This is a genomic window from Acinetobacter sp. (assembly GCF_036666595.1).
GTDB lineage: Bacteria > Pseudomonadota > Gammaproteobacteria > Pseudomonadales > Moraxellaceae > Acinetobacter.
This window is the reverse complement of sequence record NZ_JAVWVO010000004.1, coordinates 143,037-169,094: the sequence shown is the minus strand read 5'-3', so window position 1 is coordinate 169,094 and position 26,058 is coordinate 143,037. Positions and strand designations below refer to the sequence as shown.

General features: G+C 43.3%; 22 protein-coding genes. 8 read left to right on the top strand and 14 right to left on the bottom strand.

Annotated features, from left to right (window positions below; genetic code table 11):
* Positions 1 to 752: 752 nt before the first annotated feature.
* Positions 753 to 1,559 carry an NAD-dependent epimerase/dehydratase family protein gene (locus RR876_RS07725; RefSeq protein ID WP_332481904.1) on the bottom strand — a complete coding sequence of 269 codons (807 nt, stop codon included), beginning with the start codon at positions 1,557 to 1,559 and terminating at the stop codon, positions 753 to 755.
* A gap of 33 nt (positions 1,560 to 1,592) precedes the next feature.
* Here RR876_RS07725 and recG point away from each other — a divergent pair, with 33 nt between their 5' ends.
* Complete coding sequence (gene recG, locus RR876_RS07720) at positions 1,593 to 3,638, top strand: ATP-dependent DNA helicase RecG (RefSeq protein WP_332476447.1); 2,046 nt, start codon at positions 1,593 to 1,595, stop codon at positions 3,636 to 3,638.
* On the top strand, positions 3,625 to 4,272 hold the full coding sequence (locus tag RR876_RS07715; protein WP_332476446.1) for a ComF family protein: 648 nt from the start codon (positions 3,625 to 3,627) through the stop codon (positions 4,270 to 4,272). The genes recG and RR876_RS07715 overlap by 14 nt, the downstream gene beginning before the upstream one ends.
* Here RR876_RS07715 and RR876_RS07710 read toward each other — a convergent pair whose 3' ends face one another.
* Positions 4,273 to 4,677: an NUDIX domain-containing protein gene (locus tag RR876_RS07710; protein ID WP_332476445.1), complete on the bottom strand. Its 405-nt coding sequence runs from the start codon at positions 4,675 to 4,677 to the stop codon at positions 4,273 to 4,275. It abuts the gene before it with no gap.
* The gene (locus RR876_RS07705) at positions 4,674 to 5,273 is read right to left on the bottom strand and encodes a TIGR00730 family Rossman fold protein (protein ID WP_279678739.1); all 600 of its coding nucleotides are present in this window, start codon (positions 5,271 to 5,273) and stop codon (positions 4,674 to 4,676) included. The genes RR876_RS07710 and RR876_RS07705 overlap by 4 nt, the downstream gene beginning before the upstream one ends.
* Before the next feature lie 152 nt (positions 5,274 to 5,425).
* Between RR876_RS07705 and RR876_RS07700 the strand changes: the two genes are divergently transcribed.
* Complete coding sequence (locus RR876_RS07700) at positions 5,426 to 6,439, top strand: CorA family divalent cation transporter (RefSeq protein ID WP_004691361.1); 1,014 nt, start codon at positions 5,426 to 5,428, stop codon at positions 6,437 to 6,439.
* An 81-nt stretch (positions 6,440 to 6,520) separates the two neighbouring features.
* Here RR876_RS07700 and RR876_RS07695 read toward each other — a convergent pair whose 3' ends face one another.
* The 8 genes from RR876_RS07695 to dxs form a co-directional block, all read right to left on the bottom strand.
* Positions 6,521 to 6,808: an STAS domain-containing protein gene (locus tag RR876_RS07695; protein ID WP_332481903.1), complete on the bottom strand. Its 288-nt coding sequence runs from the start codon at positions 6,806 to 6,808 to the stop codon at positions 6,521 to 6,523.
* An 11-nt stretch (positions 6,809 to 6,819) separates the two neighbouring features.
* Positions 6,820 to 7,455 (bottom strand): ABC transporter substrate-binding protein, encoded by a 636-nt coding sequence (locus RR876_RS07690; RefSeq protein ID WP_332476444.1) that lies wholly within the window; start codon positions 7,453 to 7,455, stop codon positions 6,820 to 6,822.
* A 20-nt stretch (positions 7,456 to 7,475) separates the two neighbouring features.
* On the bottom strand, positions 7,476 to 8,150 hold the full coding sequence (locus RR876_RS07685) for an outer membrane lipid asymmetry maintenance protein MlaD (RefSeq protein WP_159127892.1): 675 nt from the start codon (positions 8,148 to 8,150) through the stop codon (positions 7,476 to 7,478).
* Positions 8,150 to 8,929 (bottom strand): lipid asymmetry maintenance ABC transporter permease subunit MlaE, encoded by a 780-nt coding sequence (gene mlaE / locus RR876_RS07680; protein WP_332476443.1) that lies wholly within the window; start codon positions 8,927 to 8,929, stop codon positions 8,150 to 8,152. Before mlaE ends, RR876_RS07685 begins: the two co-directional genes overlap by 1 nt.
* Positions 8,926 to 9,744 carry an ABC transporter ATP-binding protein gene (locus RR876_RS07675; protein ID WP_062032560.1) on the bottom strand — a complete coding sequence of 273 codons (819 nt, stop codon included), beginning with the start codon at positions 9,742 to 9,744 and terminating at the stop codon, positions 8,926 to 8,928. The genes mlaE and RR876_RS07675 overlap by 4 nt, the downstream gene beginning before the upstream one ends.
* Positions 9,745 to 10,146: 402 nt before the next feature.
* A complete protein-coding gene (locus tag RR876_RS07670) occupies positions 10,147 to 12,075 on the bottom strand; it encodes a DEAD/DEAH box helicase (RefSeq protein ID WP_078426686.1) in 1,929 nt (642 codons plus the stop codon).
* Positions 12,076 to 12,826: 751 nt separating this feature from the next.
* Entirely contained in the window at positions 12,827 to 13,657 is an 831-nt protein-coding gene (locus RR876_RS07665) for an inositol monophosphatase family protein (RefSeq protein WP_332476442.1), read from the bottom strand.
* A gap of 115 nt (positions 13,658 to 13,772) precedes the next feature.
* A complete protein-coding gene (dxs, locus tag RR876_RS07660; RefSeq protein ID WP_332481902.1) occupies positions 13,773 to 15,674 on the bottom strand; it encodes a 1-deoxy-D-xylulose-5-phosphate synthase in 1,902 nt (633 codons plus the stop codon).
* 305 nt (positions 15,675 to 15,979) lie between these two features.
* Between dxs and ribA the strand changes: the two genes are divergently transcribed.
* Positions 15,980 to 16,582: a GTP cyclohydrolase II gene (ribA, locus tag RR876_RS07655; RefSeq protein WP_058870370.1), complete on the top strand. Its 603-nt coding sequence runs from the start codon at positions 15,980 to 15,982 to the stop codon at positions 16,580 to 16,582.
* A gap of 59 nt (positions 16,583 to 16,641) precedes the next feature.
* Here the strand turns inward: ribA and hemN are convergent, their stop codons facing one another.
* Positions 16,642 to 18,015 (bottom strand): oxygen-independent coproporphyrinogen III oxidase, encoded by a 1,374-nt coding sequence (gene hemN / locus RR876_RS07650; RefSeq protein WP_332476440.1) that lies wholly within the window; start codon positions 18,013 to 18,015, stop codon positions 16,642 to 16,644.
* A 259-nt stretch (positions 18,016 to 18,274) separates the two neighbouring features.
* Between hemN and hemF the strand changes: the two genes are divergently transcribed.
* From hemF to aroE, 3 genes are all read left to right on the top strand, one after another.
* On the top strand, positions 18,275 to 19,216 hold the full coding sequence (hemF, locus tag RR876_RS07645) for an oxygen-dependent coproporphyrinogen oxidase (RefSeq protein WP_125281028.1): 942 nt from the start codon (positions 18,275 to 18,277) through the stop codon (positions 19,214 to 19,216).
* 285 nt (positions 19,217 to 19,501) lie between these two features.
* Positions 19,502 to 19,708, top strand: coding sequence for a hypothetical protein (locus tag RR876_RS07640; RefSeq protein WP_010327619.1), 207 nt, complete (start codon positions 19,502 to 19,504; stop codon positions 19,706 to 19,708).
* 100 nt (positions 19,709 to 19,808) lie between these two features.
* Complete coding sequence (aroE, locus tag RR876_RS07635) at positions 19,809 to 20,597, top strand: shikimate dehydrogenase (RefSeq protein ID WP_332476437.1); 789 nt, start codon at positions 19,809 to 19,811, stop codon at positions 20,595 to 20,597.
* 43 nt (positions 20,598 to 20,640) lie between these two features.
* On the opposite strand, the gene RR876_RS07630 is transcribed toward aroE, so the two are convergent.
* Positions 20,641 to 23,070, bottom strand: coding sequence for a hypothetical protein (locus RR876_RS07630; protein ID WP_332481901.1), 2,430 nt, complete (start codon positions 23,068 to 23,070; stop codon positions 20,641 to 20,643).
* Between the two features lie 231 nt (positions 23,071 to 23,301).
* Between RR876_RS07630 and RR876_RS07625 the strand changes: the two genes are divergently transcribed.
* Entirely contained in the window at positions 23,302 to 25,125 is a 1,824-nt protein-coding gene (locus RR876_RS07625; protein WP_332476435.1) for an acyl-CoA dehydrogenase C-terminal domain-containing protein, read from the top strand.
* Between the two features lie 121 nt (positions 25,126 to 25,246).
* On the opposite strand, the gene RR876_RS07620 is transcribed toward RR876_RS07625, so the two are convergent.
* Positions 25,247 to 26,056, bottom strand: a complete 810-nt coding sequence (locus tag RR876_RS07620) for a hypothetical protein (RefSeq protein ID WP_332476434.1) — start codon at positions 26,054 to 26,056, stop codon at positions 25,247 to 25,249.
* Positions 26,057 to 26,058: the final 2 nt, after the last annotated feature.

Below are 26,058 nucleotides of genomic sequence, written 5' to 3'. Positions count from 1 at the left end.
GAATAACGCACATGAAAAAACTATAACTAGAGTAATAATTACTCCTTGTATTTCAAATAGTATAGATAAAAATGAAGATGTATCAATTTTAAATAAATCATTTGAAATTAGTATTTTACTATTGCTTATATTTACATATAATGGATAATTATTCTTATTGTATTCATTCCATAGCACTTCATTTTTTTCTTTAAGTTTTTCACAGTTATCTAAAAGATTGATTCTATACACTCCAAAAAGTTTTTCGTTTTCTCCAATATATTTCCTTTTATCAAAAGAGTACTCATACTTGATGTATCGATAAGCAGCTCTATCGATGCCCCTCCTCCAAGGTTCACTTGAACAATAAGTATATGTTTCTATAATCTTAAAATTATTAACTTTAACCCAATTACTATGAGTCATTAAAAAAAATTATTTTTTAATAGTGGCGATGATGTTATAAAAATAATAAGTATCAATGTCGATAAAATAAACATTAGATAAAATTTGTAATTTCTCATCTTTTTCCTATCATCAATTTTTGAATTTTGAGTAGTACATAATTTAGGGGATTATCAATACTTTTAAAATTAACATAATACACCTTATACGAAATTCTTAAAATTTTACTATAAGCATCAACATCTTAGTTAAATCCGTTCTAGAGTTCAGCGCAATAGAACGGCTTTTTTATGATTCTTCACGCTCCGTAGTCATTTTTTCAGCTACGTTTCACATTTTCCATTAGTGAAAGTAGCAAATTATTTTGGCTAACACCCTGCTAACAACACCAAATAGTCATCAAAACAATGTGGATGCTGTAATTCAAAATTCATCTGCTGCATACGTGAAGCATAAATTTTCTTGCCTGATGGCACATCGCTTTCCAAGATCAAAGCTGGCAGTCCTAACTGTTGTTGAAACCATTTCATGATTTCATGTAAAGGCAATGGTTGGCTATTGCTACAAATATACGATTTTTCGGTATGTTCCACGTGAAGCAAGTGCACTAGAAAAACAGCCAAATCCTCAACATGAATTCGGTTTGACCAATGCAGTTTGGGATAAGTTTTTGTGGTTTCTGCAAGTTTAACCATACGACTAACTGAGGTTCCATAAATGCCTGTTGGACGTACAATCACACATGCAGATGGATAAGCCTGTTGCCACAAAGTTTCCATGTTCAATAGCACCTGCCCTTGCGCATCGTTCGGCTGGGGACACGTATCATCATCAATTCGTTCACCTGCATTTTCACCATAAACACGTGTGGAAGAAACCACGATCACTTTTTTTAAAGGATGACTTTCTAAGGCTTGTAGCATGGGGGCAATCGAGTCTACAAAAGTTCGCTGATACGACTCCACCGTACTGACCTCAGGCGAGAGTAAGACATATATGGCATCAATCGGTGCGACTTGGGACAAATCCAAATGATGAATATCTTGAGTCAAATGCTCAGCCCAATCATCTGATTTCGGACTTCTGCTAATTGTGGTAATTTGGTGGCCTTGCTGAAATAACTGTTTAGCAACACGCTGAGATGTTTTACCATAACCTATAAATAAAATATGCATTTAGCACCAAATCACAGACAAAGTTGAGGGGACATGGCTGCAGTCCATCAGTTGCAGGGGGTCGGAGCTGCCTCTGCTGCACTACTTGAAAAGTTGAATCTCTTCACCACAGATGATCTACTGTTTCATCTGCCACGAGACTATGAAGATCGTAGCACGATCATCCCGATGAACCAATTAACGGTTGGGCGTAGCTACCTACTCGAAGGCACGATTCAAGGCGTGGACTTCCCGCCGGGTAAACGTAAATCGATGGCGATTGGACTGCAAGACGACTTTGGCAAAGTGACTTTGCGCTTTTACCATATTTATAAAGGCTTAACGGACCGCGCAAAGATCGGTAATCGTCTACGCATTTTTGGTGAAGTCCGTGTGGGTGCGCGTGGCTTGGAAATGTATCATCCTGAAATTCAACTCATTACAGAACATACGCCGCTTCCACAAACCCAACTGACTGCAATTTACCCCAGCACAGAAGGTCTGACGCAGCCTAAGTTTCGTGAATACATCAAACAGGCTTTAGCCAAGCACAGTGATGATTTACCTGAACTGCTGCCCGCAAAATTTACCAATGGCTATGCACTTAAACAGGCGTTGGACTACATCCATCATCCTCCTGTAGATGCCAATATGCTGCAACTGAGCCAAGGCTCACACCCGGCCCAGCAACGTTTGATTTTTGAAGAGTTGGTTGCGCATCAAGTCAGTCTATTAAGTCGTCGCGCCTATATCCAACAAATTGAAGCGCCGCGTATTTCTGCCAGTCATCAGTTTGCCAAACAACTGCTCAGCAGCCTACCTTTTGAAATGACCAATGCACAAAAGCGTGTCTCCAAAGAAATCGTACAAGACTTAAAACTCAATAAACCAATGCTACGTTTGGTTCAAGGCGATGTCGGCGCAGGCAAAACCTTGGTCGCAGGAGTCGCAGCCTGCCATGCCTTAGAAGAAGGTTGGCAAGTGGCGTTAATGGCACCGACTGAAATTTTGGCGGAACAACATTATCTCAATTTTAAAAAATGGTTTGAGCCTTTGGGACTCAGTGTGTCTTGGCTTTCAGGCAAACAAAAAGGCAAAGCCCGTGCCGCAGCCGAACAAGCCATAGTTGATGGCACAGCGCATCTGGTGGTGGGTACACACGCCCTGTTTCAAGACAATGTCCGCTTTGCCAAACTTGGATTAGTAATTATTGATGAGCAGCACCGCTTCGGGGTCGATCAGCGCTTAGCCTTACGCAATAAAGGAGCGCAGAATATGACCCCACATCAATTGGTGATGACCGCAACGCCTATTCCACGAACTTTAGCCATGTCTGCCTATGGAGACTTGGACACGTCCGTGATTGATGAACTTCCACCTGGACGAACGCCAATTCAAACCGTGACCATTCCACTCGACCGCCGAGAAGAAGTCCTACAACGTATTGCCAGTAACTGCCTAGAAGGCAAACAAGCTTACTGGGTCTGCACCTTAGTTGAAGAGTCTGAAACCTTAGATGCTCAAGCCGCTGAAGCGACCTATTTAGAAATTAAAGAACGTTTCCCCGAACTCAACATTGGTCTTGTACATGGCAAAATGAAAGCCGACGAAAAACAAGCAGTGATGCAACAGTTTAAAGCCAATGAATTACAACTCTTGATTGCGACCACAGTGATTGAAGTGGGGGTCGATGTACCAAATGCCTCGATCATGGTGATTGAAAATGCGGAGCGTTTAGGACTCTCTCAATTACACCAATTACGTGGTCGTGTTGGTCGAGGCGCCAAGGCCAGCTTTTGCGCCCTGCTATATAAAAGCCCGCTGTCTCAAAATGGACAAGAACGCCTACGCATCATGCGTGAAACCAATGATGGCTTTTTAATTGCCGAAAAAGATTTGGAAATCCGCGGCCCCGGTGAATTGCTCGGTACCAAACAAACGGGTGATATGGGCTTTCGCGTAGCCAAACTGGAGCGCGATGATCATTTGCTCAATCAAGCCCATTTTGTCGCAGCGCAGATTTTAAAAGACTATCCTAGAAATGCTGAAGCCTTACTAAAACGCTGGCTGCCTGAAGCACCACGCTATGCCTATGTTTAGTCATCTGCTGTACACCGCCAAACAGTTGCTACGCAAAGCTCAGCCTTGTCAGTTGTGTGGCATTGTCCGCGCAGATCTGCATTCGGTCTGTCTGGATTGCTGGCAACAACTCCCACTGCATCCACAGACCATTGAAAAACAAGAGCTGAGCATTCATGTCGCAGGACAGTATCAATATCCTTTAGATCATCTTATTCAGCAGTTCAAATACGAACAACAACTGCATTGGCAGCCTCTACTGTCAGGCATTCTTCAGCAAATTCGCTTACCGAAAGTGCAAGCAATTGTTCCTATGCCGATTTCGACTCAGCGTTTAGCGGAACGTGGCTATAACCAATCAATGATCCTCGCCAAAGACTTAGCCAAACAGTTAAATGTTCCCATTTGGCAACCTGTGATACGACTGCATCAACATTCACAAAAAGGACTCAGTCGACTGGAACGCTTAGATCAAATTCAACAACAATTTAAAATCGATCCACAGCAACGTCAGTATGCAAAACTCTACCGACGTGTTTTGATTTTGGATGATGTCGTGACCACAGGCAGCTCCATTCAGGCCCTGACTTTACAACTTGAACAATTAGGTTGTCATAAAGTCAGCGCCGTGTGTATTGCCTATGCGCTTGAATAATTAGACTGCTTCAATCACTAAGTGTTTACGTACCCATGGCATGACCACCTCAGTGGTCAGCGGTGCAAGTACAGTCTGCTGGTCATTCAAAGTGATCCATTTCATTTCTGCAATTTCAGCCGCAATTTGTGGCGCTTGCTGAAGCTGAACATGGTAAACATAGCTGACCAATTTAAAATCAGGTTCATTAGCGGTGGCTGTTTCAAAACGACCGACAAACTGTTCAATCATCGCATCACTTCCAATTTCCTCCCGAATCTCACGCAGCATGGTTTGCTCAGGTGCTTCATTGGGCTCAAGCTTACCGCCCACTTGCATAAAACATGCGGTATTCTGCTTACGCACCAACAAAAGCTGCTGCTGTTCATTCACAATAATAGCCGCAGCGACCGTAATCACCTTCATGCTTTGACATCCAACAACTCAGGATCAACCATGCCCCACTTCGGCTCAGGTGCTTGGAACTGATCCATCTGCTTTAAAATTGCTCTGACCGAATCCGATACAATCAGACTGTCGGTAAAGCGTGCATGGGTAAAGCCTTTGTCGGTGGTCATCTTCAGAAATTTAAGTAAATCATCATAAAAGCCATTTACATTTAAAAAGGCATTCGGCTTAAGGTGAATGCCGAGCTGAGCCCACGTCCATTGTTCAAAAATCTCTTCTAAAGTCCCTGCGCCGCCAGGCATTGCAATAAATCCATCCGACAAGGCTGACATTTTCAGTTTACGCTCTTGCATATCTTTTACGACATGTAACTCGGTCAGGCCTTGATGTGCCAACTCACGATCCACCAACACGTGTGGAATCACGCCAATCACTTGACCGCCTGCCTCTAAAGCACTGTCTGCCACAATACCCATTAAGCCTGAACGACCACCACCATAGACCAAGGTTTTGCCTTGTTCTGCAATGGCGTGTCCAACCTGACGTGCTGTTTCGGAAAAGATTTGATCTGAACCTAATGCGGAACCACAAAAGATCGCAATTGAATTTGTCATTTTTTACTCTGATATTTAATTGTCATGCAACTTCACTAAAATGAATGGATATTTTTTAGCAATTTAACCATTCGATCAGTGTTTTTATTGCAATCCTTGTCTAAAATACACCCATCCACTTCAACCATTACTGCGCAAAGGAGAAAGACGGCATGCTTGAAGCCTTTTACGCCACAGAGCGCGGTAGCTTAGAAGACATCACCATTAATGGCGATTTCGATCTTCAGCCCGATTTGGTCTGGCTTGACCTCATTGCTCCCTCCCAAGAAGAACAACAGTGGATTTTAGATGCATATGAACAAAATTTACCTACGCTAAAATCACTCGAAGACATTTCATCTTCAGCTCGATTCTACCGTGATGACGACGGTATTTTGCATATCAGTACGTATTTTTTAACGAAAAATAAAAACTATCAAGTCGATGGTGAGCCTGAAGAAAGCAGCGGTGCCCTTGCCACGGTACAAACTGTCGCTTTCATTTTGCATAAAGAACGCCTGTTTACCCTTCGCGGGGAAAAACTGGTGGCGTTCCGTGCCTTTCGTGCGCGTGCGCGCCGCAATGACTACGAAATTGACTATAAAGATCCAACGTGGATCTTACTTGGTTTACTCGAGGCAAAGCTGGACGAGCTTGCGGATATCTTAGAAGATATCCACAAGGACTTGGAAAAGTATTCCACAGAAGTACTGAATAACCGTCACCGTGAGATGATTCTCGACTTAGATGACATGATTACCCGTCTGGCCCACTTGGAAGATATGCTTGGAAAAGCACAGCTGTGTTTGATTGACTTACGTCGTGTACTGACCTTTTTATCACGCCCGCGTGCTTTAGGCAGTCATATTTATGATGCAGACATTCGAGAGCTCAGTGAAGACGTTCGCTCACTGGTTGAGCACGATGCCTTCTTGTTCCAAAAAGTACGATTCTTACTGGACACCACTTCAGGCTTCATTAACACCGAGCAGAATGACACGATTCGTCGCTTCTCTATCTTACCCAGTATGCTTGCTCCACCGATGCTGATTGCCAGTATTTACGGCATGAACACCGACGTGTTGCCTTTTGCCAAAGGCGGCACCAGTTTTATCGTGGTGAGCCTGATCTTAATGGCGTTCCTGATTGGCCCGTTGATTTACTTCCGTTGGAAAAAATGGATTTAAGTACAGTTTAAAACACGGCTTTTCCTCATAGATTTAAGAAATACAACATATAAAAAAAGCACCTTAGGGTGCTTTTTTTATTTAAGGGATTAACTTTAAGTCGTCCTGTAAATGACAGGCTTGAATCACCTTCATCATTTTTTCAGGTACAGCTTTAAAATGTAAACTATATGCATCGGGTGTTTGACGCAACCAACGCACCAATACTGCTAATGCTAATGTACTTCCATGCTCAAGCTGGGCCAGATTCACCACCACAGGGTAAGACTGTGACTGAATCACCTTCAAACCTTGTTGATAGTAGCTTTCAGCATTGTCATATGTAATCTGACCTGAAAGCTGCATTTCCTGATTGCTAAAGTTAATCACCTTTCACCTACTTATTTTTTCTTTTCAACTGCAGCTTCTGCATCAGGTTGGAAATTTGCAATCGCTTTATCTAGATCGCCGCCATTACGTTTAACCGTTGCCGCGAACTGATTACGGAACTGTAAACCAAGGTCGATACCCGACACATTGATATTACGGATTTTCCATTGGTTGCCTTTATCCGCCAACTGGAAAGACACTGGGATTTTTTCGCCTTTGTTATTAAATTCGATCGTCACCACAGGGTTTTTGCTATTGGTTTCTTTATACGGACGGATGGTATATGTCTGATTGCTGAATTTCGCAAATGCGGTACCGTAGTTTTCAATCAGTGTTTCACGGAAATTATTTTCAAACTTTGCGCGTTGTGCAGCTGTACTGTATTGATTGGTTGCATAAGTCCCCATCACAATACGAGAAAATGCTTGTGAGTCCACATATGGGTCTAAGTTTTGACGAACAATCGTTTTCACAGCAGCTGGGTTGTTTTGTAGCTTGGCATGATCCGCTTTTAAACGCGCAATCAAACCATCTGCCACTTTTTTAACAAAAGCAGGTGGTGCTTCACTTGGTGCTGCAAAAGCAGTACCTGCAAACATTGTAGTTAAAATGCTAGCTGTCAGTGTTTGTTTCAATAAAGTATTCACTACAATTGGTCCTCTTCAAATCATTCAACAAATGACACGTTGGCATCTGCTGTTTCAGCGGTTTCAGGTTGCTCAGTTGTTGCTGAAGCATCTTTCGATTTACCTGCACCACCCGTAATAAATTTAGTAATTAAGTCTTCTAGGTCCATTGTGCCTTGGGTATTGCCAATGCTTTCACCACGTTTTACGTAGTTCAAACCGCCCCCTGGAACAATTTTCAAGTACTTCTCACCTAGCAGACCATTGGTTGCCACCATAATATAAGCATCTTCATCAATGCTGGTGATGGACTTCATGTTCGCAATAAGTTGCTTTTCCATTTCTTTTTGTTGCGCAGCATCCGCAGTGGTATAGTCGCTACTGTAACGAAGCTCTTCAAGTGCATTCTTTTCAACTTCTTTGAGTTGTGCTGCATTAAAGGTCGTTAATTTACCATCCAAAGAAAAAGAAACAGTCGCTAGACGTGTCACAGGGTCTAAGCTTATTTGATCGACTTGACCAATTTTTACCCCACTCATCGTCACTTTAGCACGTGGTTTTAAACCATTTACGTTATCGAAGGTTGCACTCATTTCATAGCGATCACTGAGATTTGATCCCACCAAGCCACTCACTCGCATCGCAATAAAAAACAAAGCGATACCGAACAAAATGACAAATATGCCGACTGCCAGCTCACTTGCACGTGATTTCATTAAACACCTCCAAACATGACCGCAGTCAACACAAAATCAAAACCTAAAACACAGAGCGATGAATACACCACAGTGCGTGTGGTTGATGTCGCAATACCTTCAGATGTCGGTTCACAGGCATAGCCTTGATACACCGCAATCCATGTACAAATTAAAGCAAAAACAAAACTTTTAACGATGGTGCCATTCAGGACATCTTTATAGAACTCTACGCTACTTTGAATGCCACTCCAGTAAGAGCCTTCATCTGCACCCAAGAAGTCTACACCCACCATTTTACCGCCCATAATCCCCACCGCAGCGAAGATGACAGACAACATCGGCAAACTAAAAATACCGGCCCAAAGTCGCGGTGAAATCACACGTTTAAGTGGATCAACCCCAATCATTTCCATACTGGACAACTGCTCTGTAGCTTTCATTAAGCCAATCTCAGCCGTCAATGCAGAACCCGCACGACCTGCAAACAGCAATGCTGCAACTACAGGGGCTAACTCACGAAGTAAGGTCAAAGCAACTGCTGTACCCAGCATCGCTTCACTACCAAAGGTCACCAAGATGCTATACATCTGTAACCCCAGTACCGCACCAATAAATAGCCCTGACACCACAATAATGAGCAGCGACAACACCCCAACACGGTACATTTGATAAACAAATAACCGAACACCTAAAGCAGTGGGCATCGAAAATAAAATTTGTAATAACATCAGGCTGGCAACACCAATGCCGCGAACCCGTTCAATCACGCGTCGACCTAAGAGTGCTATCGCATTCATGCTTGCACCTCAGTATTTAGATATGCCTTATGGCTGAATTGATAATCGACAGGTCCTTCAACTGCACCTGTTAAAAACTGTTTAACAAACGGAGAGGCTTTTGCCTGTAATTGTTCAGGCGTGCCTTCACCTTGCACCTTACCTTCAGCAACAACATATATATAGTCTGCGATCGATAAGGTTTCAGCCACGTCATGTGAGACAATAATTGTTGTTAAATCAAGAGCTTCTCGCAATGAGCGAATCAGACGTGTGAGTACACCCTTCACAATTGGATCCTGTCCTGCAAATGGCTCATCGTACATGATCAGCTCAGGATCCAGTGCAATTGCACGTGCCAAAGCCACACGACGGTTCATCCCGCCTGAGAGCTCAGAAGGCATCATCTGTTCTGCGCCACGTAAGCCGACAGATTCAAGTTTTAAAGAGATAATTTCTGACAGTAAATGCTCAGGCAGCTTGGTATGTGCTCTTATCGGAAAGGCCACATTTTCATACACCGACATATCGGTAAACAATGCGCCACTTTGAAAAAGCATGCCCATACGCGCACGCGCAGCGAATAACTCTTTGCGTGACATTTTCGCAATATTTTGCCCATCAAAAAGCACTTCACCTTGGTCTGGGGTCAATTGACCTCCAATTAAACGCAGTAAAGTAGTTTTACCCGTACCCGATGGTCCCATAATGCCCGTAATTTGACCCTGTCGAATTTTTAAATTGACCTGATCATAAATGACACGTTCCCCTCGCTTAAAGCTCAGGTCTTTGACCTCAATGAGGGCTTGAGCAGTCAGAGGCGCTTGATTATTCATAGCTGTGCGTTTTCCTGCATTTTTTCAGCATGCATACTATAAAGGATTAAAAAACGATATGTTAGCGTATTCCGTGTCTAATTTTGTGCACGAATTGATTTCAGTTGGTTGTATTTATATTTATTTGAACAGCGAAAACAAACTACATAAGATGAAATACTTCATCCATAACGACTATAGACAAAGAAAAGAATGTTGCAAATCAGCAAAAAGAATCCGAGATAATGTGCCATATTGACCTCTTTCACGTCAGAGAGTGTGGCGATTGATTCAACCTCATTATTGTGCATCATTATTATCAATACAATTAAAATATGACTCAGTATACATTTTAATTTATTTTTTTACAGCCGTAGACAAAAAAAAACCAGTGTTTCCACTGGTTTTTTTATTCATTCAGACTTAGTCGTTAAACTTACGACGTGGGCGGTCAAAACCACCTTCAGTACGTGGACGATCTGAATTAAATTCACGCTTAGGACGGTCTTCGCCACCAAAAGTACGCTTAGGACGGTCTTCACCACCGAAAGTGCGTTTTGGACGGTCATCACCAAAAGAACGTTGTGGACGGTCGCCAAAACCACCTTCACGACGTGGCGCTGGACGATCACCAAAATCACGTTTTGGACGGTCACCAAAAGAACCTTCACGACGTGGTTTGTAGTCTACACGGTTACCGCGGTTGTCATCATTCGAGTCAAAACGTGGCTTATCGTTGAAACCACCTTCGCGACGTGGACGATCAGAGTTGAATTCACGCTTTGGACGGTCATCAAACGAACGTTGTGGACGATCACCGAAACCACCTTCACGACGTGGCGCTGGACGATCACCAAAATCACGTTTTGGACGGTCATCAAAAGAACGTTGTGGACGATCACCGAAACCGCCTTCACGACGTGGACGATCATTATTAAACTCACGACGTGGACGATCTTCACCACCAAATGCTGGACGATCACCACGAGGTTTGTCATCGTAGCTACGACGTGGACGGTCATCACCACCTTCACGACGTTTAAAGTTAGACTCACCTTCGAAACGAGCACGACCGCCGCCATCACGACCGCCGAAACCACCGCGACCACGACCGCCGCCATCACGACCACGACCACCGCCATCACGACCACGACCGCCGCCATCACGACTACCGCGTGCAGGAGGTGGAGATGGCTCAAGACCTTCAATTTCAGATACATTCAAACGCGCATCTAAGAAATCTTCTAAAGCACGGATTTTACCGCGTTCACGGTAAGTTGCTAAAGTGATTGCTTTACCAGTACGACCCGCACGACCTGTACGACCAATACGGTGTACATAGTCTTCATTCTTCATTGGAAGACCGAAGTTAATTACGTGTGAAATGGTTGGTACGTCAAGACCACGTGCAGCAACGTCGGTTGCAACTAAAATTTTTGCACGACCTTCACGGATGCTACGTAAACGACGGTTACGCACAGTTTGTGGCATAGCACCATGAAGTGCTACAACTGATAAACCTGCTTCAGCAAGTTCTTCAGCCAACATATCGGTGTCTTCTTGAGTAGAAGCAAATACAACAGCTTGATCTACATCTTCAGCACTTAACCAATGCGTTAGTAATTTTTTCTTGTGCTCAAAGCCATCAGTCCAGTGTAAAGTCTGAGTGATGTCAGTATTCGTAGAGTGACCAGTTTCGATTGCAATACGTTGTGGATCATTCATCATGCGTTCAGCAAGTGTAATGATACGACCAGCAAATGTTGCAGAGAACATTAAAGTCTGTTTACGGTTTGCAGCAAGATCGCTAATCGCTTCTAAGTCTTCAGAGAAACCTAGATCAAGCATACGGTCTGCTTCGTCAACAATAAGCGCATCAACTTGGTCTAATTTAATTTGACGACGGTTTACAAGGTCAAGTAAACGACCAGGTGTTGCAACAACAACTTGCGCACCTTTTAACTGTTGGATTTGCTTACCAAACGGCATACCACCCATGATCGCTGCAATACGTGCACCTTTCATGTGACGGACAAACCCAATCGCATCTTGGCTTACTTGTTGCGCCAACTCACGTGTTGGGCAAAGAACCAAAATATTTGGTTGAGTAATTGCTTTCATACGTTCTTTGAACGGAACGAAAGTCTCTTGGGCTGCAAGTGCGTTTAACGTTGGAAGTAAGAACGCTGCAGTTTTACCTGAACCTGTTTGGCTAGATACTAAAAGGTCTTTACCTTCCAAAGCTGCAGGAATCGATTGTTCCTGTACAGGCGTAGGAGAAGTAAAACCTAAGCTTTGTAAAGCTTGTTGTAACGATTCATGTAAAGGAAAATCAGCAAAAGTTTTGCTCATAGAGTATTTCACCCGAAAAATGGGTGCTCCATTAAATATATGGTCTGATGGACATCGGCAAAAAGCGGCACAGCAATAATCGCTGAAAATATAGAATCAGCGGCGATCCGAGAACGACGATGCGTATAACGCACATTTGATTACAGCCGCAACCTGAAGGAATCGCTTAAGCGATTGGGTGGGGCGCGAAATAATGTCCTCTCTTTGGACCGGACGCGCATACACAATGATAGAAGAGAATGTTCAGGTAATGAACGAAATTTAGTGCGTGGGCGGAGTATAGCAGGATATTTTTAAAAGTCACCTCTTTTCGTGAAATTGATACAATATTTTCCTCAAAGATTGAATAAATGCAGGTTTTCACTTTAATTTTTTTGACCATCTAGAAAAATATTGAATAGCATTCTACGTTCTACCCCTCAACTATCAGCCATAAAACGCAATTAATTGTACTAGCTCTTGCTCTAATGCTACCGCGATTTGAAATGCTATCTGACCTGTAATGAACATTACACACAGCAAGCTTAAATAGGTGTCTATACGCTGGCTAATTTTAACCCACTTTATTTCTGTACAGCGTGATCCTCATTCAGAGGTGATCAGAATCTGGCACAGCCTATGTTTTACAATCTATAGAGGTCAAAGCCATAAAGTAAATCACCACAAAGGCCTTTACTTTTTTCATGTCTCATCAAAGAAAAGCCCTCTTATGAGGGCTTTTTCAATGTCTTAAAACACGATCTGCATGCTATTACTTAACAGCCTCACCCCAAGCAGGTACAACTGCTTTCATCAGAGGTTTCAACATTTTCATAGAACATGCCAGTACTTGGCCATTTTCCATAGATTCGCTACCACCACGTGCATCAACCACTGTGCCGCCCGCTTCTTTCACGATCAACTCACCAGCTGCGATATCCCAAGGCTTTAAGCCGAGTTCAAAATACGCATCGAAACGACCTGCTGCCACATACGCCAAATCTAATGCTGCTGAACCTGTACGACGGTATTGCGCACCAGCTTCAGTCACATTTAACAACGAATCAAAATGATTTTTTGCATAAGAAATCACTTCACCATTACGTTTTGCACGGTAAGCATGACCCACAGACATGAATGTATTTTCAAGACTGTCTTTCACATTTACACGAATACGGCGTTGGTTCATCATGGCACCACGACCACGACTTGCAGAGAACAACTCATCTTTCACAGGGTCGTAAATTACGCCGTGTTGAGTAATGCCTTTATGTTGAACTGCAATAGAGATACAGAAGTGAGGAACACCGTTAATGAAGTTTAGAGTGCCATCAAGTGGGTCGATGATCCAACACCAATCTGCGTCGTGACCTTTACCTTCTTGAAAACCAAACTCTTCACCAAGGAAGCTGTGATTTTTATAGCTTTTACGTAGGGTATCGATAGCCAATTGTTCCAAATAACGGTCTACACGCGTTACAGGACCATCAATTCCTTTTTCTTCGACTTGTAGATCGAGCTTATGACGATTTTGATGCGCTTTTAAAAGCTCTTGACCGACTAATTGAGCCGCACGCGCAGCCATCACCACCATAGGTTCCATTGAACACCCACTACAATTTGAAGATATTGATAAAGAATAATGCATAAAAGCCCGCTCATCTTATCAAAGATCGGGGCTTTTAGGGAAAAAATGTTTCTAAAATTTAAAACGGTGCTTAAACCATATGTACAAGTTTTAACCACGCTTGGCGCACCGAGCTTTCAATGCCTTCTGCATCTAGTCCCGCCTGATGCAACATTTGCGCATGCGTGGCTTGATGCATAAATGTATCCGCTAAACCGAGATTTAACATCGGTTTCACGATTTGAGCCTGTGCCAAATATTCATTGACTGCGCTGCCCGCACCCGCCATCACCGCATGTTCTTCAACCGTAACAAATAAAGCCGTTGATGGTGCTAAAGTCGCTATCATCTTTTCATCAAGCGGTTTAACAAAGCGCATATTCACCACACGAACCGCTAAATCTTGCTCAGCCAATTTCTGTGCTGCCTCTACTGCAGCCTGAACACGACTACCAAAGGCAAGAATGCTAATAACGTCGTCTTGGGCATCATTAAAGCTCGCTACAATTTCAGCCTGGCCAATTTCCATCGGGGTCATCTGTTGTTGAATCTCAACACCCAAACCATTGCCACGCGGGTAACGAACGGCGGCAGGACCATTGTATAAATAAGCAGTATGCAACATTTGACGACATTCATTTTCGTCTTTTGGCGCCATAATCACCAAATTCGGTACGGTGCGCATAAAGGCATAGTCATAGGCCCCAGCATGAGTCGGACCATCTTCACCCACTAAGCCTGCACGGTCGATACCAAAGGTAACATCGAGGTTTTGCAGGGCCACATCATGAATCAATTGATCATAGCCCCGTTGCAAGAAAGTCGAATAAATTGCAACCACAGGTTTTAAGCCTTCACATGCCATACCCGCTGCCAAAGTTACAGCATGCTGTTCTGCAATCGCGACATCAAAAAAGCGCTGTGGATACTGTTTGGCAAAACCCACCATACCTGAGCCTTCGCACATGGCAGGGGTAATCGCCAGTAAGCGCTCATCTTGTGCGGCTTCATCACATAACCATTGACCAAAGACATCTGAATATTTGGGCGCTGTTTGTGGAGCAGACTTGGCATTTATTTTTGTAATCGCGTGATATTTGATTTGGTCAGCTTCAGCAGGGGCAAAGCCTTTGCCTTTTTTGGTATAAACATGAATTAAACGTGGCCCTTTACGTTTTTTCAATGCGGTAAAGACTTGTGTTAGCTGCTCGACATCGTGTCCATCGAAAGGCCCAAAGTAATCAAAACCAATCGCTTTAAATACGTTGTCAGCCGCATCTGTCGCTGCGCTATGTAAGCGTGAGTTATAGGTCCATTCAGGGTGTGGCTGCACATAAGCTTCGCCATCTGCTGAGATATTAATGGACTGACCACTCTCCCAAATCGAAGCCAAATGTTTAGCAAAACCACCTGTGCTGCATGAAATCGACATATCGTTGTCATTTAGCACCACCATCAAGTCCGCATCATGCGCGACTGCATCGTTCATGGCTTCAAAGGCCATACCCGCTGTCATCGCCCCATCACCAATGATCGCGACCACTTCACATGGATTGTTTTGATAACGACGTGCCAGCGCCATACCTAGGCCTGCTGAAATCGCAGTCGAAGAATGTCCGACCCCAAAGGTATCAAACACCGATTCATCACGCGCAGGAAAGGCAGCCAAACCATCTTTAGCACGAATCGTGGTGAGCTGTTCACGGCGCCCAGTCATGGCTTTATGCGGATAGGCTTGATGACCAACATCCCAAATTAAGCGGTCATTCGGTGTGTTAAAGCAATAATGTAATGCCACGGTGAGTTCGACTACACCGAGGTTTGCACCAAAGTGTCCCCCACTTTGTCCTGCGGCATACAGAATAAATTGACGTAGCTCGTCTGCCACTTGTGCTAATTGACTTTGCTCAAGCGAGCGAAGTTGTTGAGGATGATCAATCGTATCCAACAACGGTGTTACAGGGCGATGAGCTGGTATTTCTGTATACAACATAATATGGCAAAGCCTTCTAAAGCCTGGCAAATCTAGCTAGGTCAAATGGGTAATTCGATCATATCGTCGAATGCTATCACCTTCAATCAGCCATATTTCTAGCGATGCAGTTTTGAGCAGTGCTCTCACTGGGTGTTCGTTTAGTGCAGGTGATTATCCTGAATAATCTTACTATTTATCAACTATTATCGTTCGCTTTATACAAAAAAGAAAATCTTCTGCATAAATTCATGGATGCAATTCTACCAATGTCGATGCATTACGCTATACTTTAGCCAATTTCTGAACTATTTACAGGTTTAGCTGTGCCTATTGAATTTGTTGCTACATCCCGTTTACCGACTGCTTTTGGTGAGTTTAACATCACCGTATTTCAAGATCCTAAGACCGGTGAAGAACATGTTGCACTCTCAAAAGGTTTGGATCAGCCGATCACAGAACCCGTTTTAGTCCGTGTTCATTCCGAATGTCTCACGGGCGATGCCTTTGCGTCCTTGAAGTGTGACTGTGGTCCACAATTGCAAGCCACACAAAAACTGATCAATGAAGCTGGGCAAGGCGTGATTCTGTATTTGCGTCAAGAAGGTCGTGGCATTGGGCTTACCAATAAAATTCGTGCTTATGCGCTACAAGACCAAGGGCATGACACGGTCGATGCCAACCTAATGCTCAACCTCCCTGCCGATGCACGTCGTTATGACATGGTCAGCATTATGTTGGATCATCTCAATATTCAACAAGTCCGTTTGATTACTAACAATCCGTTAAAGATTGCAGCACTGCAAGAGCAAGGGATCAATGTGGTGGATCGTGTACCATTGACGGTCGGTTTAAATCCTTTCAATGAAGAATATTTAAAAACCAAACATGAACGCATGGCACACTTGTACAAGAAAGATGATTTTTAAAATTTGAAAACATACTCTAAGCCTGCTTAAAAAGGCCGGCTTAGAGCACTTCAATCAAATTAGATCGTCATGGAGAAAATACGGCTCTCTGGTCGACGACGTTTTAAATGCAAATCGAACGCCATACAAATATTGCGTACAAAGGCTTTTCCCTGCTCAGTCACCCGTATACTTTGTGACTTAATCTCTAATAAACCATCGTCCCGCATTTCTTCCAGTTGTCCCAATACCTCTGCCAATTCCGGAAATTGCATATCTGGCTCTGCCCACGACGTCTGAAAATTACACATCAAATTTAAAATGTGACGACGAATCATCAGATCTTCAGCACTCAAAATATGCCCGCGATAGACGGGAAGCTCATTGTTCTCGAGTCGCGCATAATAATCTTCGAGTTTTTTTTCATTTTGCGCAAAGCTATACCAACTGTCGCTGATGGATGAAATACCCAAACCTATCATCACTTGGGTTTTCGATGCGGTATAACCCATAAAATTGCGATGCAGAGTGCCTGCCTGAAATGATTGGTACATCGCATCATTTTCTAAAGCAAAATGATCCATACCAATTTCATGATACCCCTGTGCAAGCAGCTTCTTTTTCCCTTCTTCATAGCACTGGCGTTTTATTTCATCTTTCGGCACATCATGGTCTTTAAACCCACGCTGTCCATTGCCTTTGATCCATGGCACATGCGCATAACTATAAAATGCCAGACGATCTGGGCGTAAACGATTGGTTTGATCAATGGTATTGAGCACATCATCCAAGTTTTGAAAAGGCAGACCAAAGACCAAATCATGTGAAATTGAGCTATAGCCTATTTCACGTGCCCACTGCGTCACTTGCTCGACATGTTCAAAAGGCTGTATCCGATGAATGGCTTTTTGTACGGTTTCATTATAATCCTGTACCCCATAACTAACACGGCGAAAGCCCAAGTCATACAAGGCTTGCAAATGCTCCCGCGTAGTATTATTCGGATGCCCTTCAAAGCTAAACTCATGCTGCTCGGCAATCTCTGCCTGCGCGAGGATACCTTCAATCAGTTGAATTAAATGCGCTGGAGAAAAGAAGGTTGGCGTTCCCCCACCCAAATGAATTTCTTTAATGCGCGGCTTTTCTTCAAGTAATTCACAATAAAGAGACCATTCCTTTAAAACGGCCTGAATATAGGGCTGTTCCATCTCATGTTTTTTGGTCACGCGTTTGTGGCAGCCACAAAAAGTACAAAGACTTTCGCAAAAAGGCAGATGAATATACAAGCTCATGCCTTCAGTCGAGTTAGATTCAGCAAACGATGTTTTCAGCGTCTGTTTCCATTGATCTAAGGAAAACTGCGCCTCTTCCCAATACGGCACCGTTGGGTAACTGGTATAACGTGGACCAGGAACATTGTATTTTTGAATCAATGAATCGCTCATATTTACCATCAGCTTTTCCGCATTCAGAAGATGCAGCCTATTCTGCATCGCCAAACTCGGGTCTGTACTGTAGTTATTCTGCTGAGCTTAGAATCAGAATTCAACCTAGTGAATTAGTCAGATTATTTTTCACATGGCTGTATTTCATTTTTATTGACTTATCGCTAGCCCGAATCCTAATAAACAACCCAAAGGAAAATATTCTTAATCTTTTTACTGTTTTATGTTTTGATGTAAGCAGTTTTCATCTTTTCCCATGAGGCTTTTCATGCAGCACCCAACGTCTGCGGATATCCAACGCGTTCGCGAATTTCTCCTCGACTTACAGGCTCGTATTTGTGCCGCACTTGAACAACAAGAGTGTGCTGGTGGCGGGACTGCGCAGTTTGAAATAGATGATTGGGAGCGTCCTGAAGGCGGTGGGGGTCGTTCACGCGTACTGCAAAATGGCACGGTGATCGAAAAAGGCGGAGTGATGTTCTCACACATCAACATATCTAAACTCCCTGCTTCAGCGACTGAACGCCATCCGCAAATTGCAGGCGCCAAAGCACAGGCCATGGGCGTGTCTCTAGTGATCCATCCGAAAAACCCGAATGTCCCGACTTCACATGCCAATGTGCGCTTATTCGTGGCTGAAAAAGAAGGCCAAGATCCGATTTGGTGGTTTGGGGGGGGCTTCGATCTCACTCCATTTTACCCAAATGATGAAGATGTGCTGTCATGGCATCAGACAGCACACGACTTGTGTGCTCCCTTTGGCGCTGAAGTCTATGCCGAACATAAACAATGGTGTGATGACTATTTCTATTTAAAACACCGTGATGAACAACGTGGCGTCGGCGGGCTGTTCTTTGATGATCTCAATCAATGGGACTTTGAAACCTGTTTCCAATATATCCAAGCCGTCGGCAATGGCTATCTGAATGCCATTCTTCCGATTTTCCAGCATAACCAAGACAAGCCTTATAGTGAGGCGCAACGCGACTTTCAAATCTATCGTCGTGGTCGTTATGTCGAATATAACTTAGTTTATGACCGCGGCACACTCTTTGGTTTACAAACAGGTGGCCGGATTGAATCGATTTTAGTGAGCTTGCCGAATTTGGCGGGTTGGTCATATCGACCTGAATGGGAGGCCGATTCTGCTGAGAAAAAATTGACCGACTTTTACCTGAAACCCCAAGATTGGCTCAAGCTGCTAAAATAGACACACAGTCTTACAATTCTATTTCTCCGCGCATGCCCTTTTCACTAGATTGGGGCAGCTTATACATTAAAGTTTATATATTTCCCAATGAATTCCCCGTAGAATGACCACTACACAAAGCGTCATTTCTTTGCATTTATTAAAGCATTGTCACAGGTTTAAAACAGCAATTGGGTTCTTTTAAGTTCGCAAAAACCGTAAGCTAAATTAAGTCATTTTCAATGTATTCATTTTAATGACATCAATATTTAGTATCCTCCTTTGCTGTTCTCTGAGGTCCCAAACATGTTCGCAAAAAGAGTTAGCTCAACCACCATGGTTCTTTTCTGCTTTGCTATTGTGTTGCTAAGCTCGATCAGTACCACTATTTTTTCTGAAAGTGCGTTTAATGACAATGCATCCATCAGCATCACCGTATTTGCAGGTATCGGCTTAACCCTGACCGCAGCAAAATTATTGTTTGATGCGATTCATAGCATCTGTAATCCATAAGCCGCCTTTCTTTTCTCTGTTGATAAAAAACCACTGAACGCTTTAGCCTGCGTGTAATTTGCCGTATATTGAATAGCATTTCTCACATGGAGTTGGTGCGATGAGCAAACAATTCGCTGTCATTGGCAACCCGATTGAGCAGTCTCGCTCACCTGAACTTCACCATGCGTTTGCACAAAAAATGGGGCTCAACCTCAACTACAGTAAACGTCTTGCGCCACTCGATGGCTTCCTCGCCAACATCCAAGAATTCTTCTCACAGGGTGGCATTGGTCTTAATGTCACTGTCCCGTTTAAAGAACAAGCCTTTGCAGCCTGCGCAGTCCTCACTGAACGCGCTAAAATCGCAAAGGCAGTCAATACGCTGTGGATGGTCGATGATCAATTACATGGTGACAACACCGACGGACAAGGCTTAGTCGATGCTATTCGTGCGTTGGACTGGAGTTTAGACCAGACTGATGTACTGATCATCGGTGCAGGTGGTGCAACTCGCGGCGTCATTTATCCACTGGTCCAAGCAGGGGTGAAGAAAATTGTGATTGCCAATCGTACTCTTGCCCGTGCAGAGCAACTGGTGAGTGACTTAAAAGCAGCTGTACCGCAAGCGACATTGCAAGCCATCGGCTTAGATGCGCTCGAAGGTCAGTTTGACTTGGTGATTAATGCAACTTCTGCCAGCCTAAGTGGCGATGCCCTCATTCTGCCTGAAGCCCTGCAATTTCAACATGCCTATGAAATGGCCTATGGCAAACCCTCAACCTTTTTAGATCAAGCCAAAGCTCGCGGCGTACCCACCTCGGAAGGCTACGGTATGCTGGTTGGTCAGGCGATTGAATCTTTTTCCATTTGGAATGGCATCAAACCCAACCTGAAAGATTTTTTATAAGCACAAATAAAAAAGAACCTCCGCAGAGGTTCTTTTTTTCAGATTAGTTCATGTGTTTCTGTACGGCTTTATAGGTCTCGTAATAGGTCGAATCGCTAAAGAAGTCATCATGTTCAAGCTTCAAACCTTGCAACGATTTTTCTGTCAATTGACCCTTTAAGTCATCTGCAAATGCTTTAGCAAAGACTTGTGCAGACTGAGTCAAATATGCGCTCTGCTCTTGGTCAATCTCATAAGTATCGGTAAATTTGTCTTGATAGACCTGAGCAAAAACCGCTTGCTTGGTTTTGTATTTCTTCGCCAAATCCTTCCAATGCTGATTTTCTTGTACATTTTCCAACGCATCATTAACGATATTGGCGATACTTTCTCCCAGCTCATCAAAGTCTTGTTCATGTTGTAAAGCATGTTTTTGACGTAACTGAGTCAGACGTTTAAGTGCTGCACCCTTCGGCTCTGCAACATCCATGAACTCATAGGCATACACTTCTGAAATTTCATTGATGGTCGCTGAGCTATAGTAACGAATATACTCTGGACGCTGTACGGCAAACATCAAAGCAAATACCGCTTGATAGGCTCTGACTTCAGAATGCTGACGTGCATAGCTTTGCTGCGCTGCCTGCTGGTAATAATCTGAAATAGCCTTAGGTAATTCTGTTGTGCTTGATGATGCGCTCTCTGTATTTGATGAGTCTGCACCTAACGGACCCAGCATGCCTTTCACTACATTTTCCAGCAATGAACCTTTAGACACTTCCTCAATCGATTTGGCATTTCTTAAAGCTTGACGGTCAATGGCGGTCGCACTGCCATAATTAAACACCTGATTGGTGCTCTTAATTTGTAGCTTACCAATTTGCTCATCGCTAATCACAATGTTGTAATCCATGTTTTGCACACGACCTTTTTGGTCGAGTCCAACATCCATCACAAACGGTGAACGCTCGTTACCCAGCTGTGCCATGATCGGTGTAATTTCAGCCTGATGTTTTTGCCAAAGTTGTTTAAAGCTTTGTGCGTCTACCAGTTGCTCTGTTTGATACGCGGTAAAGAGTGGTTTCAACTCTTCCAAAACATTGGTCGCTGCTTGTCCAAAGCTCTCTTCATCTACAACTTCATTGGTTACTTTAGGTGCAAGTACATCAATATCTTGATAATCACGGCATGCGGTCACTTTACCAATAGGAATGTTCTTGCTGTTGATGAGAGCATCGCAAGCTTCTTCAGATAGTGTATTTGGTGCTGCAGAAGCAGACACTTCAGTTGCTGTCTCATCAGCATCTTCTGTCACGGCCTGCGCATAAGCCACATCTGCTGCTGCATCAACCGTAGCATCGGCAGCGGCATCTACAACAATGTCTTGTTCATCGCTCTGCCCATAACCACTCAGGTTCTGCATTTTTTGGTTCACCAAATGACTGACACGTTCGAGTGAATCATAGGCCGGGTCTTCACTTGCGCTACTTGCAGCAATCTCTGCTTCTTTCGCTGCCTGCATTGTATCTTCCGCGGCGCTTGGTGTTTTTGCAGCATCCTCAATCAGACTCTCAGCATCAAAAGCTTGTATCTGCTGGGTATAGTGCAGTTTATTGACGTATTCAAATAAGCCCAATTGTACTTGTGCTGTTTCTAAGTCACCCATATAGCGAATTTTCTTGCTTAGCCCTGCTTCTTTTTCTGACTTGCTTAAATCAACACTATGCACCTGATTTGGCTCTGCCAAAGCATATGGCAGTGCATTCATCTGCTTCAAATATTCAGCAAACTTTTTAAAATCAATATTACCGAATGCTTCTTTATGCTTAGAAAAGTCAATGTAGGCAAAACGATCCTGACTTTCACGATTCACCATGAACGGCATAAAGGCAAAGTAGTTGGTGTAAAATTTATAGTCATTAAAATCAACCACCATCGGCAACTGTGCTTGCACTTGTAGGGTTGGTTTTTGATAACTTAACTGTAAAGTCAATGCTGCCAATTTTTGACGGAAATGCACAGAGCCTTGATAACTAAACTGTAAGTCATTGAGTAAATTCACCAAAGATTCTGCGATTTGAACCTTAGCAGAACGGGATTCACCACTGCCATACAGCGATGCATACGGATTTTGTTCACGCGCAAGTGCATCATATAAAGCTTGTTTTTCTTTGGCGGTAAAGGAAATCTTTTGATTTTTTAATAACTGATCTAATTGCTTTTTCAACTCTGGATCTAAATTCGTCCCATTTGACTGAGCATTGGACTTGGAATTTGACTGAGTCTTTGGCTTGGACTCATTAAAATTAAAGTCAGATTGAATAGAGAACTGACCTTTAAAATCATAGCTAGCATTTTCAAACATGGCATTAAGGCCATGCGTGGCTTGTTGCCCGAGCTGCTGATCTGAAGAGGCATTGGATTTAATGACATGCTGAGTACACCCACTGATACTCAAACCCAATAAACAAAGTGTTATATATTTTAAGCGCATAATACTTGCTGAAAACCTGAGTTAATTATAGTTTATTAAAAAAGTACATGATCAAAAGACCATCGAGTCAGTGTAACAGAACTGTCTTTTTAGATTGATGATTTTATCTACCAATTCGCCTTTCTGACATTTTCTCAAGTCGGATCTATCAATGTATTTTGATACGATGTATGAATAATGAAATGATCGATTTAAATAATCCAATACTATTTCTAAATTAGGATTACACACATGCCTGCATATAAAGCTCCCTTACATGATATTCGCTTCTTAATGAATGAAGTGCTTGACTATCCTGCACATTATCAAACCCTATCTAATGGTGAAGCTGCCGACACTGATACGGTAGATATGATCTTAGAAGGCGCAGCAGATTTTTGTGAAAATATTTTATCTCCTTTAAACCAATCGGGCGATGAAGAAGGCTGTACCTTCGACAATGGTGAAGTGAAAACACCAAAAGGCTTCAAAGACGCTTATGACCAGTTTGTCCAAGGTGGCTGGCAAGGTTTGTCTTTCCCTGAAGAGTTTGGCGGTCAGAACCTGCCTCAATCTTTAAATCTGATCAAATCGGAAATGATGGGGACAGCAAACTGGTCTTTCCAAATGTACCCAGGCTTAAGTGTTGGCTGTATGAACACCATCTTACAGTTTGGTACAGACGAACAAAAAAATCTGTATATGCCGAACTTAGTGGCAGGTACATGGTCAGGCACCATGTGTTTAACTGAGCCTCAGTGTGGTACCGACTTAGGGCAAGTGAAGACCAAAGCAGAATTAAATGCCGATGGCACTTATAACATCTCAGGCACCAAAATCTTCATCTCTGCGGGTGAACAAGATTTAACTGAAAACATCATTCATATCGTACTTGCTCGTCTTCCAGATGCACCTGCAGGCACCAAAGGAATTTCACTGTTCATTGTGCCTAAATTCTTGGTCAATGCAGACAGCAGCCTTGGTGAACGTAACCCTGTGACCTGTGGTTCAATTGAACATAAGATGGGGATTCGCGCTTCTGCAACCGCAGTGCTGAACTTTGACAATGCTGTCGGTTACTTAATTGGTGAGCCAAACAAAGGCTTACATGCCATGTTTACCTTTATGAACACCGCACGTATCGGTACGGCAATTCAAGGTATAGCACATGCTGAGCTTTCATTCCAAGGTGCACTTCCATATGCCAAAGAACGTATGTCGATGCGTGCACTTTCTGGCAAGAAAGACCCTGAAAAAGTGGCGGATGCCATCATTCACCATGCTGACGTTCGTCGTATGTTGTTAACTCAAAAAGCGATTGCTGAAGGCGGTCGTTCAATGATTTATTATGCAGCGCAAATTGCCGACAAAATGGCAGATGCGCTTGAACGTGGCGATACTGCTGCATTTGAAGCACATGATGATCACTTAGGATTCTATACCCCAATTTTAAAAGGCTTCTTAACTGAATTGGGCTTGGAAGCTGCAAACCACGGTATGCAAGTCTATGGCGGTCATGGCTACATTAAAGAATGGGGCATGGAGCAAATTGCACGTGATGCACGTATTGCAACACTGTATGAAGGCACAACTGGTGTTCAAGCACTGGACTTAATTGGTCGTAAAGTACTTCTGACCTCTAAAGGTAAAGTGATTCGCGACTACACCACTGAAATTTTAAAATTCTGTGGTCAACAGGCACGCAACAAATACATGCGTCGTTTTGCATGGGACTTAACCAAAGTATGCGCACAGTGGAATGCTTTAACTGTTCGTATTATGCTGGCAGCTCGTAAAGACCGTGACGTGGTATCTTCAGCTTCTGTCGATTTCTTGATGTTCTCTGGCTATGTAATGATGGCGTATTTCTGGGCACAACAAGCGGCTGTGGCTTCAGAAAAATTGGCTTCTGGTGATGGCAAAGAATCTGCTGAATTCTATAAAGCAAAAATTAAAGTTGCAGACTTCTACTTCGAACGTTTATTACCACGTACCCAAGGTCATGCCGAAGCAATGGTCAATCCTTCAAAAACCATGACTTCTTTAGCACCTGAACACTTTAGCTTTGACTACTAAGCTAAAAAACTGAATGTATCATCCTATTTATGTACCTTAAAAAATAGGATGACCATTATCAAAAATAAAGAATCTAACCATCGGCAGATCGTTAGATTCTTTTTTAATGATTGAGTGGGATTTATTTTACAGTAACAGAAATTGTTCCTGTATTCGCAGCACCAATCGCTGTTGTTGTTATATCACCAAGCGTATTTGTGAAGCCGGTGGTATTTACTGAAGCATCAATAGAACCTGAGTTAAAGGCAACATTCGCAGCGGCATAGTTGCTTAAAGTGCTTGTATAGTATTCATAATTACTACCGCTGATTGCTGCATTAGTTCCAGCCTCAGCTGCTGCTGAGAAAGCGGTCGTAGCATTTGAGTAATAATTACTTGCACTGCTATTACTGGCGCTATTACTCGCACTACTACTGTGGCTAGCGGCCTCATCAGAAACACTATGATGCCATCCTTCAGAATATGCAGATTCTGCGGCCTGTTCAGCTGCTGCAGCTTGTTCCGCTGCTGAGGCTTGTTCTGCTCCAGAAGCAGTTTCTGAGGTAGCCGAGCTTACTGAACCCTTCACATAACCTGAAAGACTTCCAGCAAATTGCCCTCCACTTCCTGAAGTCATATTCCCTTGTTGAAGCGTGATAGTCCCGTTGTTAACTGCACCGATTGCAGTCGTTTTGATATCTCCCTGCAATTCATTTAACGACTGTGCATCAAGTTCAAAAGGATGGCTGCTCATACCAAAACCTGTGCCCACTGTATTGACGCTTGCATCCACGTCACCAGTATTCACTGCAAGATTCAATGCAACACCGTTTAGACCTTGTTCAGAGATTGCATTTAGAGTATTTGTTAAATTGGTATCAACTGATACGACTGTACCTCCTCCTGAACCATGATTACCACCAGCCATAGCCACACTGGATAGACAAGCCATTG

What these genes read in the sequence shown, in the direction of transcription:
- RR876_RS07725 (WP_332481904.1), bottom strand. Translation starts at nt 1,559, where the DNA reads ATGCATATTTTATTTATAGGTTATGGTAAAACATCTCAGCGTGTTGCT.
- recG (WP_332476447.1), top strand. Translation starts at nt 1,593, where the DNA reads ATGGCTGCAGTCCATCAGTTGCAGGGGGTCGGAGCTGCCTCTGCTGCA.
- RR876_RS07715 (WP_332476446.1), top strand. Translation starts at nt 3,625, where the DNA reads ATGCCTATGTTTAGTCATCTGCTGTACACCGCCAAACAGTTGCTACGC.
- RR876_RS07710 (WP_332476445.1), bottom strand. Translation starts at nt 4,677, where the DNA reads ATGAAGGTGATTACGGTCGCTGCGGCTATTATTGTGAATGAACAGCAG.
- RR876_RS07705 (WP_279678739.1), bottom strand. Translation starts at nt 5,273, where the DNA reads ATGACAAATTCAATTGCGATCTTTTGTGGTTCCGCATTAGGTTCAGAT.
- RR876_RS07700 (WP_004691361.1), top strand. Translation starts at nt 5,426, where the DNA reads ATGCTTGAAGCCTTTTACGCCACAGAGCGCGGTAGCTTAGAAGACATC.
- RR876_RS07685 (WP_159127892.1), bottom strand. Translation starts at nt 8,150, where the DNA reads ATGAAATCACGTGCAAGTGAGCTGGCAGTCGGCATATTTGTCATTTTG.
- mlaE (WP_332476443.1), bottom strand. Translation starts at nt 8,929, where the DNA reads ATGAATGCGATAGCACTCTTAGGTCGACGCGTGATTGAACGGGTTCGC.
- RR876_RS07675 (WP_062032560.1), bottom strand. Translation starts at nt 9,744, where the DNA reads ATGAATAATCAAGCGCCTCTGACTGCTCAAGCCCTCATTGAGGTCAAA.
- RR876_RS07670 (WP_078426686.1), bottom strand. Translation starts at nt 12,075, where the DNA reads ATGAGCAAAACTTTTGCTGATTTTCCTTTACATGAATCGTTACAACAA.
- RR876_RS07665 (WP_332476442.1), bottom strand. Translation starts at nt 13,657, where the DNA reads ATGGAACCTATGGTGGTGATGGCTGCGCGTGCGGCTCAATTAGTCGGT.
- dxs (WP_332481902.1), bottom strand. Translation starts at nt 15,674, where the DNA reads ATGTTGTATACAGAAATACCAGCTCATCGCCCTGTAACACCGTTGTTG.
- hemN (WP_332476440.1), bottom strand. Translation starts at nt 18,015, where the DNA reads ATGGTAAATATGAGCGATTCATTGATTCAAAAATACAATGTTCCTGGT.
- hemF (WP_125281028.1), top strand. Translation starts at nt 18,275, where the DNA reads ATGCAGCACCCAACGTCTGCGGATATCCAACGCGTTCGCGAATTTCTC.
- RR876_RS07640 (WP_010327619.1), top strand. Translation starts at nt 19,502, where the DNA reads ATGTTCGCAAAAAGAGTTAGCTCAACCACCATGGTTCTTTTCTGCTTT.
- aroE (WP_332476437.1), top strand. Translation starts at nt 19,809, where the DNA reads ATGAGCAAACAATTCGCTGTCATTGGCAACCCGATTGAGCAGTCTCGC.
- RR876_RS07630 (WP_332481901.1), bottom strand. Translation starts at nt 23,070, where the DNA reads ATGCGCTTAAAATATATAACACTTTGTTTATTGGGTTTGAGTATCAGT.
- RR876_RS07625 (WP_332476435.1), top strand. Translation starts at nt 23,302, where the DNA reads ATGCCTGCATATAAAGCTCCCTTACATGATATTCGCTTCTTAATGAAT.
- RR876_RS07620 (WP_332476434.1), bottom strand. Translation starts at nt 26,056, where the DNA reads ATGGCTTGTCTATCCAGTGTGGCTATGGCTGGTGGTAATCATGGTTCA.